General features: G+C 65.8%; 11 protein-coding genes. All 11 read left to right on the top strand.

Annotation, left to right across the window (positions count from 1 at the left end; genetic code table 11):
- Positions 1–16: 16 nt before the first annotated feature.
- The 11 genes from P3T42_RS19845 (at position 17) to P3T42_RS19795 (ending at position 13,529) form a co-directional block, all read left to right on the top strand.
- Entirely contained in the window at positions 17–991 is a 975-nt protein-coding gene (locus P3T42_RS19845) for a quinone oxidoreductase family protein (protein WP_429307117.1), read from the top strand.
- A gap of 174 nt (positions 992–1,165) precedes the next feature.
- Positions 1,166–1,279 carry a hypothetical protein gene (locus P3T42_RS19840; protein ID WP_063495261.1) on the top strand — a complete coding sequence of 38 codons (114 nt, stop codon included), beginning with the start codon at positions 1,166–1,168 and terminating at the stop codon, positions 1,277–1,279.
- Entirely contained in the window at positions 1,276–1,368 is a 93-nt protein-coding gene (kdpF, locus tag P3T42_RS19835) for a K(+)-transporting ATPase subunit F (protein ID WP_063495262.1), read from the top strand. Before P3T42_RS19840 ends, kdpF begins: the two co-directional genes overlap by 4 nt.
- Positions 1,365–3,170 carry a potassium-transporting ATPase subunit KdpA gene (gene kdpA, locus P3T42_RS19830; RefSeq protein WP_429307004.1) on the top strand — a complete coding sequence of 602 codons (1,806 nt, stop codon included), beginning with the start codon at positions 1,365–1,367 and terminating at the stop codon, positions 3,168–3,170. Before kdpF ends, kdpA begins: the two co-directional genes overlap by 4 nt.
- Before the next feature lie 43 nt (positions 3,171–3,213).
- A complete protein-coding gene (gene kdpB / locus P3T42_RS19825) occupies positions 3,214–5,298 on the top strand; it encodes a potassium-transporting ATPase subunit KdpB (RefSeq protein WP_429307003.1) in 2,085 nt (694 codons plus the stop codon).
- A gap of 51 nt (positions 5,299–5,349) precedes the next feature.
- Positions 5,350–5,928, top strand: coding sequence for a potassium-transporting ATPase subunit KdpC (kdpC, locus tag P3T42_RS19820; protein WP_143788591.1), 579 nt, complete (start codon positions 5,350–5,352; stop codon positions 5,926–5,928).
- 155 nt (positions 5,929–6,083) lie between these two features.
- Positions 6,084–8,999, top strand: a complete 2,916-nt coding sequence (locus P3T42_RS19815) for a DUF4118 domain-containing protein (RefSeq protein WP_429307002.1) — start codon at positions 6,084–6,086, stop codon at positions 8,997–8,999.
- Positions 8,992–9,690: a two-component system response regulator KdpE gene (gene kdpE, locus P3T42_RS19810; protein WP_074301898.1), complete on the top strand. Its 699-nt coding sequence runs from the start codon at positions 8,992–8,994 to the stop codon at positions 9,688–9,690. Before P3T42_RS19815 ends, kdpE begins: the two co-directional genes overlap by 8 nt.
- Before the next feature lie 101 nt (positions 9,691–9,791).
- The gene (gene sugE / locus P3T42_RS19805) at positions 9,792–10,112 is read left to right on the top strand and encodes a quaternary ammonium compound efflux SMR transporter SugE (RefSeq protein WP_074301897.1); all 321 of its coding nucleotides are present in this window, start codon (positions 9,792–9,794) and stop codon (positions 10,110–10,112) included.
- A gap of 214 nt (positions 10,113–10,326) precedes the next feature.
- Positions 10,327–10,938 (top strand): DUF4126 domain-containing protein, encoded by a 612-nt coding sequence (locus tag P3T42_RS19800; RefSeq protein WP_074301896.1) that lies wholly within the window; start codon positions 10,327–10,329, stop codon positions 10,936–10,938.
- Between the two features lie 101 nt (positions 10,939–11,039).
- Positions 11,040–13,529 carry an ABC transporter permease gene (locus P3T42_RS19795; RefSeq protein WP_429307116.1) on the top strand — a complete coding sequence of 830 codons (2,490 nt, stop codon included), beginning with the start codon at positions 11,040–11,042 and terminating at the stop codon, positions 13,527–13,529.
- The last annotated feature ends 10 nt before the right edge of the window (positions 13,530–13,539 follow it).

The raw sequence follows: 13,539 nt of genomic DNA, 5'->3' as shown, positions 1-13,539 counted from the left end.
TGAGACCGGAGACATGATGGTCAAGGCAATTCGTTTCGATAAGGCAGGCGGCCCCGAAGTCATGAAGTGGGTCGACGTCGAAGTGGGCGAGCCGGGCAACGGCGAGGTCCGCATCCGGCAGCACGCGGTCGGTCTCAACTACATCGACGTATATTTCCGCACGGGTCTCTATCCGCTGCCGTTGCCGGGCGGTCTCGGCATGGAAGCGGCCGGCGAGGTCACGGTGGTGGGCCCCGGCGTCACGGACCTGAAGGTGGGCGATCGCGTCGCGTATGTGGCGCGCCCGCCTGGCGCTTACACCCAGGAGCGCGTATTGCCGGCGCTTCAGGTGGTCAAGCTGCCGGATGCGCTGAGCTACGAGCAGGCCGCTTCGGTGATGCTGCAGGGCTTGACCGCGCAGTACCTGCTGCGCCGGACCTGGCCGGTGAAGGCGGGCGACACGATCCTGATCCAGGCGGCCGCGGGCGGTGTCGGTTTGCTCGTGTGCCAATGGGCCAAGGCGCTGGGAGCGACGGTGATCGGCACGGTCGGTTCGGACGAGAAGGCGGAGATCGCGCGAGCGCACGGTTGCGACCATGCGATCGTCTACACGCGCGAGAATTTCACCAGGCGCGTGCGCGAGATCACGAACGGCGCGGGCGTGCCGGTGGTCTACGATTCGATCGGCAAGGACACGTTTACGGCCTCGCTGGATTGCCTCGCGCCGCTCGGCATGTTCATCAGCTTCGGCAACGCATCGGGTCCGCTGCCGCCGATCGATTCCTCCGAATTCGCTGGACGCGGTTCGCTCTTCTTCACGCGGCCCACCTTGTTTACGTACATCGGCAAGCGCAGCGACTATGAAGCGATGTCGGCGGAGCTGTTCGGCGTACTGGTGTCGGGCAAGGTCAAGACCAGCGTCAACCAGCGCTACCCCTTGTCCGAAGTCGCGAAGGCGCATCTCGAACTCGAAAGCCGCCGCACCACCGGTTCGACGGTGCTGTTGCCGTAGCCGCCGTCTTTTCCCGCAACACCCGCCCCCACGGGCCTCAGGCCGTTCTGCATCGCGCAGAACGGCCTGTTTCGTTTACACGTTTTTTACACCGCCTCTGCCATCTTTGACCAGGCCTTTACGCGGATCGGCATAACGTTCTACCCATCCAAAGTCCGCTACTGGAGAACACAAATGGATGTGCTGTACGTCGGGGGGATGGTGCTTTTTGCGGCGCTGACCTTTGCTTTGATTGCCGGCTGCGAGAAGTTGATGCAGTTCCGGCGTGGCCAGGGAGCACGCTCATGACCTGGATCCTGTGGTTATCGGGAGCAGCCACTGCGCTGCTGTTCGCCTACCTCGTCTATGCGCTGCTGCGCGCGGAGGACATTGAATGAACTCCAACAATGTCCTGCAAATCGTCATTTACCTGGTCGTGCTGCTCGCGGGCGCAGTGCCCGTCGGCCGCTATCTGACCAATGTGATGGATGGCTCGTCTCGCGTGGTGCGCTTCGGTGCCCCGCTCGAACGCTTGCTGTACCGCATCGCAGGGGTCGACTCGTCGACGGAAATGAACTGGAAGCACTACGCCATCGCCGCGGTCGCCTTCAACGTGCTCGGCGTGCTGTTCCTGTATCTCCTGTTGCGTATCCAGGGCTGGCTGCCGGGCAACCCGCAGGCTTTCGGTCCGATGTCGGTCGACAGCGCCTTCAATACGGCCGTCAGCTTCGTCACCAACACGAACTGGCAGGACTACACGCCTGAGCAGACCGCCGGCTATCTGACGCAGATGCTCGGTCTGACGGTGCAGAACTTCCTGTCCGCCGCCACCGGCATTGTGGTGGTGATCGCGCTGATCCGCGGCTTTGCCCGCCACACGGCGCAGACCATCGGCAACTTCTGGGTCGACCTGACCCGTGTGACGCTGTACGTGCTGCTGCCGATGTCGGTGATCGTCGCCGGCTTGCTGATGAGCCAGGGCGTGATCCAGAACTTCAAGGCGTATCAGGACGTGCCGACCCTGCAGACCACCACCTACGCCGCACCGAAGCTCGATGCGCAAGGCAACCCGGTGAAGGATGCGAAGGGTAACGCGGTGACGGTCGACACCAAGGTGACGACGCAGACCATCGCGATGGGCCCGGTGGCGTCGCAGGAAGCGATCAAGATGCTCGGCACCAACGGTGGCGGCTTCTTCAACGCGAACTCGGCACACCCGTACGAAAACCCGACGCCGTTCAGCAACTTCCTGCAGATCTTCTCGATGCTGATCATCCCGGCCGCGCTGTGCCTGGTGTTCGGTCGGGTGATCGCGGACCGCAAGCAGGGCATCGCCGTACTGGCCGTGATGACGATTGCCTTCGCCGCTTGCGTGGTGGGCGAGGTCAGCGCCGAGCAGGCAGGTAACCCGGCCTTCACCGCGCTGCACGTCGACCAGTCCGCTAACGACCTGCAGTCGGGCGGCAACATGGAAGGCAAGGAAACGCGCTTCGGTATCGCGCAGTCGGGCATCTTCACGATCGCCACGACGGCGGCCTCGTGCGGTGCAGTCGACAACACGCACGACTCGTTGACGCCGCTCGGCGGCCTCTACCCGATGCTGCTGATCCAGTTGGGCGAAGTGATCTTCGGCGGGGTGGGCTCCGGTATGTACGGCATGCTCGTGTTCGCCATTCTCGCCGTGTTCGTGGCAGGCCTGATGATCGGTCGTACACCTGAATATGTCGGCAAGAAGATCGAAGCGTATGAGATGAAGATGGTGTCGATCGTCGTGCTGCTCACGCCGCTGCTGGTGCTCGTGGGTACCTCGATCGCGGTGCTGACGGATGCCGGTAAGGCGGGTATCGCCAACCCCGGCCCGCACGGCTTCTCGGAAATTCTCTACGCGTTCAGCTCGGCGGGGAACAACAACGGCAGCGCGTTTGCCGGCCTGACGGTGAGCACGCCGTTCTACAACTGGTTGACCGCGATTGCGATGTGGTTTGGCCGCTTCGGCTCGCTGATTCCGGTGCTGGCGATTGCCGGCTCGCTGGCGGCCAAGAAACGCCTGGCTGTCACCGGTGGCACGCTGCCCACGCATGGTCCGCTGTTTGTCGTGCTGCTGCTTGGCACCGTGCTGCTCGTCGGCGCACTGACTTACGTGCCTGCGCTCGCTCTCGGCCCCGGCGTCGAACATCTGATGATGATCGCCGGCCATTGATACCTGGTCAATGAGACGGGCACTTCGGGAAAAAGAGGATTCAATGACTGAACATAATGCAACGCGGTCCATGTTCGATCCGGCGCTAGTGCGTCCGGCGATCGTGGACTCATTCAAGAAACTTACGCCACGCACGCAGTTCCGTAACCCGGTGATGTTCTGCGTGTACGTCGGCAGCATCCTGACGACGATCCTCTGGATCGCCGCGCTGGGCGGCCAGGCCGAAGCGCCTGCGGGGTTCATCCTCGCCGTGTCGCTGTGGCTGTGGTTCACGGTGCTGTTCGCCAACTTCGCGGAAGCGCTCGCCGAAGGCCGTTCGAAGGCCCAGGCCGCGTCGCTGCGCAGCGCGAAGAAAGACGTGATGGCCAAGAAGCTCAACGAGCCGCATCCGAAGGCGCCGATCCGCATCACGACGGCCTCCGATCTGCGCAAGGGCGACGTCGTGCTGGTGGAAACCGGCGACGTGATCCCCGCTGACGGCGAAGTGATCGAAGGTGTCGCGTCGGTGGACGAGTCGGCGATTACCGGCGAATCCGCACCGGTGATCCGCGAATCGGGCGGCGACTTCTCGTCGGTGACGGGCGGCACGCGCGTGCTGTCGGACTGGATCGTCGTGCGTGTCACGGCGAATCCGGGCGAGGCCTTCCTCGACCGCATGATTGCGATGGTCGAAGGCGCGAAGCGTCAAAAGACGCCGAACGAAATCGCCCTGACGATTCTGCTGGTCGCGCTGACGATCGTGATGCTGCTCGCAACCGCGACGCTGCTGCCGTTCTCGATCTTCTCCGTGGAAGCCGCCAAGGCTGGCCAGGTGGTAAGCGTCACCGCGCTGGTGGCACTGCTGGTGTGTCTGATTCCGACCACCATCGGCGGCCTGCTGTCCGCGATTGGCGTGGCCGGTATGAGCCGCATGATGCAGGCCAACGTGATCGCCACGTCGGGCCGTGCCGTGGAAGCTGCAGGCGACGTCGACGTGCTGCTGCTCGACAAGACCGGCACGATCACGCTTGGCAACCGTCAGGCTTCGACCTTCGTGCCGGCGCCGGGCGTGACCGAAGAAATGCTCGCCGATGCGGCACAACTGTCGTCGCTGTCGGACGAAACGCCGGAAGGCCGCAGTATCGTGGTGCTCGCCAAGCAGCGCTTCAACATCCGCGCTCGCGACATGGCGTCCTTGCATGCCGTGTTCCTCGCCTTCACCGCGCAAACGCGGATGAGCGGTGTGGACCTTCCGGGCCGCGAAATCCGCAAGGGTGCAGCCGATGCCGTCAAGAACTACGTCGAGGCGAACGGCGGCCGTTATCCGGCTGAAGTGAACAACGCCGTCGCCGAAGTGGCGCGCCGCGGCAGCACGCCGCTGGTGGTGGCCGAGAAGGGCGAGCAGGGTGCCCGCGTGCTCGGCGTGATCGAGCTCAAGGACATCGTCAAGGGCGGCATCAAGGAGCGCTTTGCCGAACTGCGCAAGATGGGTATCAAGACCATCATGGTGACGGGCGACAACCGTCTTACCGCTGCCGCGATTGCGGCTGAAGCAGGCGTGGACGACTTCCTCGCGGAAGCCACCCCGGAAGCCAAGCTGACGACGATCCGTGCGCACCAGGCCGAAGGCAAGCTGGTGGCGATGACCGGCGACGGTACCAACGACGCTCCCGCGCTGGCGCAAGCCGACGTGGCCGTGGCGATGAATACCGGCACGCAGGCGGCGAAGGAAGCCGGCAACATGGTCGACCTCGACTCGAACCCGACCAAGCTGATCGAGATCGTTGAAATCGGCAAGCAGATGCTGATGACGCGCGGCTCGCTGACGACGTTCTCGATCGCCAACGACGTCTCCAAGTACTTCGCCATCATCCCGGCGGCGTTTGCGAGTACCTATCCGGCGCTGAACAAGCTGAACGTGATGCATCTGGCCACGCCGACTTCGGCGATCATGTCGGCGGTGATCTTCAACGCGCTGATTATCATCGCGCTGATTCCGCTGGCGCTGAAGGGCGTGAAGTACCGGCCGCTCGGCGCTTCGATTCTGCTGCGCCGCAATCTGCTGGTGTATGGCCTTGGCGGGATCATCGTGCCGTTTATCGGCATCAAGCTGATCGACATGGTGCTGGCCGCGTTTGGCTGGGTTTAACAGGCTGCGGCCGGCGGCGTTGGCTGCCGGCTGCGTCTAAAAGGATTGCCAATCATGAAACTTTTTCGTCCGCTTATCGTGATCTTTGTCGTGCTGTCGGCGATCACGGGACTCGCTTACCCGGCTGTGATGACGGCCATCGGCCAGACAGCGTTCCACGATCAGGCCAATGGCAGCATGATCGAACAGAACGGCAAGGTGGTCGGCTCGAAGCTGATCGGCCAGCAGTTCGATGCGCCGCAGTACTTCTGGGGCCGTCTGTCGGCCATCAGCCCGAAACCGTACGATCCGACCAGCTCGGGCGGCTCGAACCTCGGGCCGACCAACCCGGCGCTGTCGGACGAGGTCAAAGGCCGTCTCGACGCGTTGAAGGCAGCGGGCACCGACATGTCGAAGCCGGTGCCGATCGACCTCGTGACGTCCTCGGGTAGCGGCCTCGATCCGGAAATCAGCCCGGCTGCGGCGGCTTACCAGGTCGCCCGCGTCGCCGCGGCGCGCAAGATGTCGCCGAACGACGTGCAGGCGCTGGTCGAGCGCTACACGACCGGCCGCCAGTTCGGTGTGCTGGGTGAAGCACGCGTCAACGTGCTGCAACTGAATCTCGCACTCGACGCCGCGCATCAAGGCTAAGTCGCAGGGATGCCAAGGACGGCGCCCGCTGTGGCGCCGTCTTTGCGTTTGGTGGCCGCCATTTGCGGCGCAGCCGCTGCCGTGCCACCATGTACCGGATGCGGCCCTCGTGAACCCACGGCCCCTGGTACCGAACAGAACCATAAACAGAAAGCATGAACCGACCCGATCCAGACGAGTTGCTCGACAAGCTGCAACGCGACGAAGAAAAACGCCAGCGGGGCAAGCTGAAGGTATTCTTCGGCGCGTCGGCCGGGGTGGGCAAGACGTATGCAATGTTGCAGGCCGCCAAACGGCGCGGTGACGACGGTGTGGATGTGGTGGTCGGCATCGCCGAGACGCACGGCCGCGGCGAAACGGCGGCGCTGCTCGAAGGCCTCGAGGTGCTGCCGCTCGCGCATATCGAATACCGCGGCCGCAAGCTCGCCGAGTTCGATCTCGACGCGGCGCTCGCGCGCAAGCCGCAACTGATCCTCGTCGACGAACTCGCGCATTCGAATGTGCAGGGCGCGCGCCATCTGAAGCGCTGGCAGGACGTGTACGAACTGCTCGACGCGGGCATCGACGTCTACACGACGGTCAACGTTCAGCACCTCGAAAGTCTCAACGACGTGGTCGGGCAGATCACCGGCATCCGCGTGTGGGAGACGGTGCCCGACCGTGTGTTCGATCGCGCCGATGAAGTCACGCTGGTCGACTTGCCGGCCGAGGAACTGCTCGACCGCATGCGCGACGGCAAGGTCTACATGGCGCAGCAGGCCGAGCGCGCCGTGCGCAACTTCTTCCGCAAGGGCAACCTGATCGCGCTGCGCGAGCTGGCGCTGCGCCGCACGGCGGATCGCGTCGATGCGCAGATGCGCGAGTATCGCGCCGACCGTTCGATCCAGCGCATTTGGCAAGCGCGCGAGCGGTTGCTGGTCTGCGTGGGTCCAGGCCCGGAGGCGCCGCTTCTGGTGCGCGCAGCGGCGCGGCTCGCGGCGGCCCTGAAGGCCGACTGGCTCGCGGTGTATGTCGAGACGCCGAAGCTGCAACGCCTGCCGGACGCGCGCCGCGAGCGCACGCTGAACGCCTTGAAACTCGCCGCCGAACTCGGCGCGGAAACGGCCACGCTGGCGGGTACGGACGCCGTCGCGGCGCTGATCGGCTATGCGCGGGTGCGCAACGTCTCCAAGCTGGTGGCGGGCGCCTCGCCGCGCACCGGCCTCGCGCGCTGGCTGCGCCGGCCGCTGGGCGACCGCATCGCGGAGCGCGCGGGCGACCTCGACCTCACCTTGATTCGGGCCTCCTCGGAGCGCGACGGCGTGGAGCGCCGCACGACGCTCGACGAGGGCGTGAACGCGTGGCGCGAGGCACTGCAGGCCGCGCGCGAACGCCGCTCGCCGCCGGGTGCGTATGGCTGGGCGCTGACGATCTGCATCGGCATCACAGTGGTCGCCAGCCAGTTGTTCGCCCATATCGATCTGACCAACCTCGTCATGCTGTACCTGCTCGGGGTGATTTTCACCGCGGTGCGGCTGGGGCGCGGGCCGGGGGTGGTGCAGTCCTTCGTGAGCGTGGCGGCGTTCGATTACTTCTTCGTGCCGCCGCGCATGTCGTTCTCCGTGTCCGACACGCAGTACCTGTTGACCTTCTTCAGCATGCTGCTGACCTCGCTGGTGATCAGCCATCTGACGTCGAGCCTGCGCCGTGAAGCGAGCGTCGCGCGCCGCCGTGAACAACGCACCGGCGCGATGTACGCCATGGCGCGCGAGCTGGCCGCGGCGCTGACGATGGAGCAGATCGTCGGCATCGGCAGCCGGCATGTGAGCGAAGTGTTCGGCGCGCGCGTGGCGATCCTGCTGCCGGACAGCGCGGACCAGGTGAAACAGAAGATCGAAGACCCCGATGCCGCGGTGACCCTCGAAGGCGCGGCGCTCGATATCGACGTGGGCCAGTGGGTGTACGACCAGCAAAAGCCGGCCGGCCACGGCACCGACACGCTGCCCGCCGCCGCCGCGCTGTATCTGCCGCTGAAGGCGCCGATGCGCACCCGCGGCGTGCTGGCGGTGGTGATGCGCGACCAGAGCGAACTCGCCGTGCCGGAGCAGCAGCGCATGCTCGACGCGTTCGCCGCGCAGATTGCGCTCGCCGTGGAACGCGTGCACTACGTCGACATCGCTCGCGATGCGCTCGTCAACATGGAATCGGAGCGCTTGCGCAATTCGCTGCTGTCGGCCATTTCGCACGACCTGCGCACACCGCTCACGACGATCGTCGGCTTTTCGTCGATGCTCGCCCAGACCCGCGAAGGGCAGGCGGTCAAGCAACCCGGCGACGATCTCGTGGAAGCGATCCACGAAGAGGCGCTGCGCATGACCGGCATCGTCACCAACCTGCTCGACATGGCGCGCCTGCAGGCCGGCGGCTTGCAACTGAATCGCCAATGGTCGCTGCTCGAAGAGACGGTCGGCGCGGCGTTGCGCGCGTGCAGGCGCGTGCTTGCCCGGCATCCGGTGCAGGTGAAGCTGCCGGCCGATCTGCCGTTGTTGCAGCTCGACGCGGTGCTGATGGAGCGGCTGTTCTCGAACCTGTTCGAGAACGCCGCCAAGTACACGCCGGCCGACACGCCGCTCGTGATCGGCGCGGAAGAGATCGACGAGGACGGCAAGCCGGTGGTGCGCGTGACCGTGGACGATACCGGCCCGGGACTGCCGGTCGGCATGGAAGCGCGGGTGTTCGAGAAATTCACCCGCGGCGAGAAAGAATCGGCCAAGCCCGGCATCGGTCTGGGTCTGGCGATTTGCCGTGCGATTGTCGACGCCCATGGCGGTACCATAGGCGCGGTCAACCGGATAGACCGCGATGGGCACATCGAGGGCGCGCGCTTCTGGTTCACCTTGCCGGTCGAAACGCCGCCGCCCGCGCCGGAAGCGCTCGAGGACGAATCGGAGCTCGACGAGGGCGGTGAACGCTCGCCTGAGTTGTCTCCTCAACTGACCCCTGCGTTACCCTCGGAGCCGTCGCCGCACTTGACCCCTGAGCTGTCCCCCGAGTCTTACCCTAAGCAGACTTCGAAGCCCACCCATGAGTGACCCGAGCATTACCGTCGTCCTGATCGAAGACGAAAAACAGATTCGCCGCTTTGTGCGCGCCTCGCTGGAAGGCGAGGGCATCGTCGTCCACGACGCCGAGACCGGCAAGCAGGGGCTTGTCGAAGCCGCGACCCGCAAACCCGACCTCGTGATCGTCGATCTGGGCCTGCCCGACACCGACGGTCTCGACGTGATCCGCGAACTGCGCGGCTGGAGCGACCTGCCGGTGATCGTGCTGTCGGCGCGCACCCAGGAGGCCGAAAAGGTGGCCGCGCTCGACGCCGGCGCCGACGATTACCTGACCAAGCCGTTTGGCGTCTCCGAATTGCTGGCGCGGATCCGCGCTCATATGCGCCGACGCAATCAGGGCGGCGCCAACGAATCGCCGCAGGTGCATTTCGGCGCGGTGACGGTCGATCTGGCGTTGCGCCAGGTGACGCGCGAGGGCGCGGCGATCCATCTGACGCCGATCGAATACCGTCTGCTCGCCACCCTCGTGCGGCACGCCGGCCGCGTGCTGACGCACCGCCAGTTGCTGCGCGACGTGTGGGGGCCCTCGCATGTGGAAAGCCATCACTACCTGCGCATCTACATGGCGCATTTGCGGCAGAAGCTGGAGCGCGATCCGGCGCAGCCCGAGCATATCGTGACGGAGACGGGGGTCGGCTACCGGCTGGTCGGGGCGGTCTGAGCCGCCTCGAGGTCAATTTTGATATAATTACAGTTCGTAAGGACGACCTTACGCATTCGCATCGAACGGGGACGGCCCCATCTCAACAATGGAGTCGTCTCATGTCCTGGATTCTTCTGCTGATTGCCGGTTTGCTCGAAGTCGCGTGGGCAGCCGGTCTCAAGACCTCCGAAGGCTTCACCCGGCTGTGGCCCTCGGTATTCACGGTGGTGACGGCGCTCGGCAGCTTCGTGCTGCTCGCCATGGCGATGCGCCAGTTGCCGCTCGGCACCGCGTATGCCGTGTGGACCGGCATCGGCGCTGTGGGCGCGTTTATTTTTGGCATCGTCATAATGGGCGAAGCGCTGACGGCGGCCCGGGTGGCGAGCGCGGCGCTGATCGTGGTCGGCTTGATCGGGCTCAAACTCTCCTCCGGCCATTGACGTTGCGGGCAACCGATCCGCAACGGTCCGACGCCATTTGAGCCTCAAAATTGCACTCCGCTCTGCGGCCTGCGAATTAACGTGGCTATAATGAAGTCGATCTCAATTTGAACGTGTCCCGCGTCCGGCTTGGCGCGGGTCTGGCGGCTTCGGTGTAGGGGGCGTCCTCTGCAGAACGAAGCGCCCGGCACGCGCAGCGCGCCTGGAGGCGGCCATGCTTGAACCCCTTTCGCTCGCAGCGGGCCTGTCCTGGGGCAGTGGCCTGCGCCTCTATCTCACGGTGCTGCTAGCCGGCGTGTTCGCGCGCCTCGGCCTTGTCCACCTGCCCGATACCTTGTCCGCGCTGGCTTCGCCATGGGTGATCGGGGTGGCGGCGCTCCTCACGCTCACCGAGTTTCTGGCCGACAAGATCCCTGCTTTCGATTCGCTCTGGGACGCCATTCACACCTTTATCCGCATTCCGGCCGGCGCCGTGCTGGCTGCCGGCGCGCTCGGCCATGCCGATCCGGCCCTCCTGACCGTGGCCGCGCTGGCGGGCGGCACCCTGGCCGGCACCGCGCATCTGGCGAAGGCCGGCACGCGCGCGCTGATCAATCTGTCTCCTGAGCCCGTGTCCAATGTCGTGACCTCGATCGCCGAGGACGGGCTCGTGTTCGGCGGCCTGTTGCTGGCGCTGTTCGTGCCGGTGCTGTTCCTGGTGCTGATGATCGGCTTTCTGATGCTGGCGGCGTGGGCCTTGCCGCGTCTGTGGCGCGGCGTGCAGGGCGGCTTTCGCGGCATGGCGACCCATATGGTGTCGCGTCTTGCCAGGAGTCGGCACGATTGAGCGATTCGGCACGGGCTTCATCGGCGTCGGCTGCTCGAGCCGCGCATAAGGCGCCGGGGCGTCGTTTTAGCGGGGCCGATCTGTTGCGCCAGTCGGTGCGGATGGCGGCCCGCGACTGGCGTGCCGGCGAGCTGACGATGCTGCTGCTCGCGCTGGTGCTGGCCGTGGCGGCGCTGTCGAGCGTCGGTTTCCTTGCCGATCGCCTGCATCAAGGGCTTGAGCGCGATGCGCGGCGCATGATCGGCGCCGACTTCATCGTGCGGGCCGATCACCCCGTCGATCCCCAGTTCAGCAACGAGGCCAAGGCACTTGGCCTGCAGATGGCGACCACCGCCATTTTCCCCAGCATGATCAGTTCGACGAGCGCCGAGCCGGTGTCGCGGCTCGCGGCGCTCAAGGCCGTGTCGGCGGCGTATCCGCTGCGCGGCGCACTGCGCATCGCGACGGCGCCAGGCGCGCCCGACCAACCGGCGCAGGGGATTCCGGCGCCCGGCACGGTGTGGGTCGATCAGGCGCTGCTCGACGCGCTGAAACTCCATGTCGGCGATCCGGTGAAGGTCGGCAGCCGCACGTTCAAGGTCGGCGCCATCATCACGCGCGAACTGGATCGCGGCTTTGGCTTCGTCAATTTTTCACCGCGTCTGATGCTGCGCGAGGACGAAGTCGCGTCCACCGGCCTGATTGTGTTCGGCAGCCGCGTCACTTACCGCTTGCTGGTGGCGGGTCCGCGCACGCCGGTCGAGAAGTTCGCCGCGTTTGCTCACGCCCGTGTCGACGACGGCAAGATGCGCGGCGTCGCGCTCGAATCGCTGAAGGACGGCCAGCCGCAGGTCCGCGAAACGCTCGATCGCGCGGGTCATTTTCTGACTCTCGTATCGTTGCTGACGGCGATGCTGGCGGCGGTGGCGATCGCCATGGCCGCGCACCGCTACATGCGCCGCCATCTCGACGGCTGCGCGGCGATGCGTTGTCTCGGCGTCAGCCAGCGCACACTGCGCTCGCTGTTCCTGCTGGAGTTTCTTGGGCTGGGCCTGCTCGGCGGGGTGGTCGGCGTGCTGCTCGGCTATGCGGGGCATCTGGCCTTGCTGAGCTGGCTCGGCAGCCTGATCGACGTGGTGCTGCCGTATCCCACCGCATGGCCCGCGCTCGAAGGCATCGCCGCCGGTCTCGTGCTGCTGCTCGGTTTTGCGTTGCCGCCGCTGTTGCCGCTGACCCAGGTGCCACCGGTGCGCGTGCTGCGCCGCGAGTGGGGCGAGGAAGCGCGCACCGCCTGGGCCGCGTATGCGCTGGGGATCGTGCTGTTCGCTGCGTTGCTGATCGTGGCGGCGGGCGAGGTGAAGCTGGGCGGCATCGTCGCCGGCGGTTTTGCCGCCGGCTTGCTGGTGTTCGCCGCGATTGCCCGGCTTGCGCTGTGGGGCGCCGCGCGCGTCGTGCGTAGCGAGCGCTTCAATGTGGGCATTGGCTGGCGCTACGCGCTGGCCTCGCTCGAACGGCGCAGCAGCGCCAGCGCGTTGCAGATCACGGCGCTGGGGATCGGCCTGATGTGCCTGCTGCTGATTGCGATGACGCGCAACGACCTCGTGGACGGCTGGCGCAAATCGACGCCGCCCGACGCGCCGAACCAGTTCATCATCGACATCCAGCCCGATCAGCGCGCGGGCGTCACGCAGTACCTCACGAGCCACGGCGTGCCCGACGCCGTGCTCTCGCCGATGGTGCGCGGACGCCTGATTTCGATCAACGGCAAGCCGGTCAATCCGGACCAGTTCAAGAGCGACGACGCCAAGCGCCTCGTCGACCGCGAATTCAACCTGTCGTACACGACGAGCCTGCCCGACGACAACCGGATCGTCGCCGGCGACTGGTACGGCGAAACGAAGCAGCCGCAGATTTCCATCGAAGAAGGACTGGCGAAAACGATCCACGTGAAGACGGGCGACACGCTGCGCTTCGACGTGACCGGCCTGCAGATCGACGCGCCGGTGACGAGCGTGCGCAAGCTCGACTGGGGTTCGTTCAAGGTCAACTTCTTTGTGCTGATGCCGCCTGCCGCGCTGCAGGATTTCCCGGCGAGCTTCATCACGAGTTTCCATTTGCCGGCCGAGAAAAGCGCGACGATCGACGGCCTGATTGCCGCCTATCCGAGCCTGACAGTGATCGATGTCGGTCCGATTCTCGCGCAGATGCAACGCATGCTGGAGCAGGTGATCGGCGCGGTGCAGTTCCTGTTCGCCTTCACGCTGGCGGCGGGCGTGCTGGTGCTGTACGCGGCGCTCGCCGGCACGCGTGACGAGCGTATGCGAGAATCCGCGCTGCTGCGCGCGCTCGGCGCGTCGCACCAGCAGGTGCGCGCGGTGCAGGTCGCGGAGTTCGTGGCCGTGGGCGCTCTCGCCGGGCTGATGGCCGCGGTCGGGGCCCAGGTGGTGGGCTGGCAACTCGCCACGCGGGTGTTCTTCTTCTATCTGAACTTCGACCCGTGGCTGCTGCCTGCCGGCATCGTGGCCGGCATTGCCTGCGCGGGACTGGGCGGCTGGATCAGCCTGCGCCACGTGCTGTCGCGGCCGGCGTTGCAGTCGTTGCGCGACGCGTGAACTGAGCGGT

It is taken from the genome of Paraburkholderia sp. GAS38, from assembly GCF_050434965.1.
Lineage (GTDB): Bacteria > Pseudomonadota > Gammaproteobacteria > Burkholderiales > Burkholderiaceae > Paraburkholderia > Paraburkholderia phenazinium_A.
This window is presented reverse-complemented; position numbering and strand designations above follow the sequence as displayed.